Annotated in this window: 2 protein-coding genes; both read left to right on the top strand. The window is 55.2% G+C overall.

The window, feature by feature from the left end; genetic code table 11:
• On the top strand, positions 1 to 1,114 hold a 1,114-nt coding region (mcrC, locus tag CA2_RS17025; protein ID WP_217997653.1), incomplete at its 5' end, for a 5-methylcytosine-specific restriction endonuclease system specificity protein McrC.
• 123 nt (positions 1,115 to 1,237) lie between these two features.
• The coding region (locus CA2_RS18785; protein ID WP_281176808.1) for a Fic/DOC family N-terminal domain-containing protein at positions 1,238 to 1,406 on the top strand (169 nt) is incomplete at its 3' end.

Genomic DNA, 1,406 nt, shown 5'->3' with positions numbered 1-1,406 from the left:
CGATTCAGCCATGGCAAGCCCCATACCTTTGCGCAATATCTGGCTGCTGTTTTTGTATGCGGCAGATTTGGTGCAATTCAAAGACTCCACCACGGTAGAGGCAGAGAACGCCCGCAATTTGCCAGAGTTGCTGGCCAGGCTGCTGACGAAGGTGGTCCAGCAGCGGCTACGCCGCAATTTGAGCCGTGGTTACCAGCACAGACATGCGGTGCTCTCGCGCGTGCGGGGGCGCATTGATGTGCTGGCGACGGTATCGGGGCAGTTGCTGGAGCAAGGCCGTGTGGCTTGCCGCTTTGAAGAGCACACACTGGATACGCCACGTAACCGCTTGGTGCGCGCTGCGCTGGACCACTTGGCCGCAAGGCTGGATACGGCAGAGGTGGTGCATGAGTGCAAGTCCTTGTCGCAATGGCTGGGCCGCATGGGTGTGTCCAGCCACAAGCCCTCGCGCGCAGAAATGGCAACAGACCAAGTCAGTCGCAATGAAACCGCTGACCTGTTGATGGTGAGCTTGGCCAAGATGGTGTTTGAGGCATTCATTCCCAGCGAGGAAATGGGCCAGTCACATGCCGTGGTGGCAGATGCTGATGTGCACTTGGTGCGCCGCTTGTTTGAAAAAGCGGTAGGCAATGCTTTGCGAATTCAACTCCAGCCCTTGGGCTGGCAGGTGCTATCTGGGCGCAAGCTGAGTTGGCCGGTGGAGCAGTTATCCGAAGGCCTACGGGACCACTTGCCGGGTATGACGACGGATATCGAGCTGCTACACCCTGCCAGCAAGCGCAAGCTGGTGGTTGATACCAAGTTCACCCACATCTTTACTTCGTCACAGTACAAGGAGCAGATGCTGCGCAGTGGCTACCTGTACCAGCTCTATGCCTATTTGCGCACGCAAGAAGCTACGACCTTGGGGCAAGGCTGGTGCAGTGAAGGCATGTTGTTGCACCCGCACTGTGGTGAGGCCGTGGATGCCTATGTGGACATGCAAGGACATCGTCTGCGGTTTAAGACCATTGATTTGATGGGCTCTGCTGAGGACTTTGAGCGGCAGCTGTTAGCACTTGGACATGGTTGGGCGGAGAACATGACCGACAGCATCGTCAGTGCACATGTATAGAAATCCGTTGTTTGCTATGCATGTTCACCACACAGGGGGCTGAAATGTGCAGTATTTGCACTTTTCTATACAAGTCCTGCAGCTTATGTATAAAAATCTAAGTTTTCTATACATGTCCTTGGGATGCAAAATCTTTCCGCTTTACAGCCAGAACGCTTTGACACCGCCCCCATTCTGAAGAAGCTGGCCAGCGCCAGCCGCAAGCTGGCTGAGCTCAAGGGGATTGCTGCGTCTATCCCCAACCAAGGCATTCTCATCAACACCCTTGGTTTGCAAGAAGCGAAGGACAGCT

Source organism: Comamonas aquatica NBRC 14918 (assembly GCF_000739875.1).
Taxonomy (GTDB): domain Bacteria; phylum Pseudomonadota; class Gammaproteobacteria; order Burkholderiales; family Burkholderiaceae_C; genus Comamonas; species Comamonas aquatica.
The sequence above is the reverse complement of the archived record's forward strand: the minus strand, read 5'-3'. Positions and strand labels throughout refer to the sequence as shown.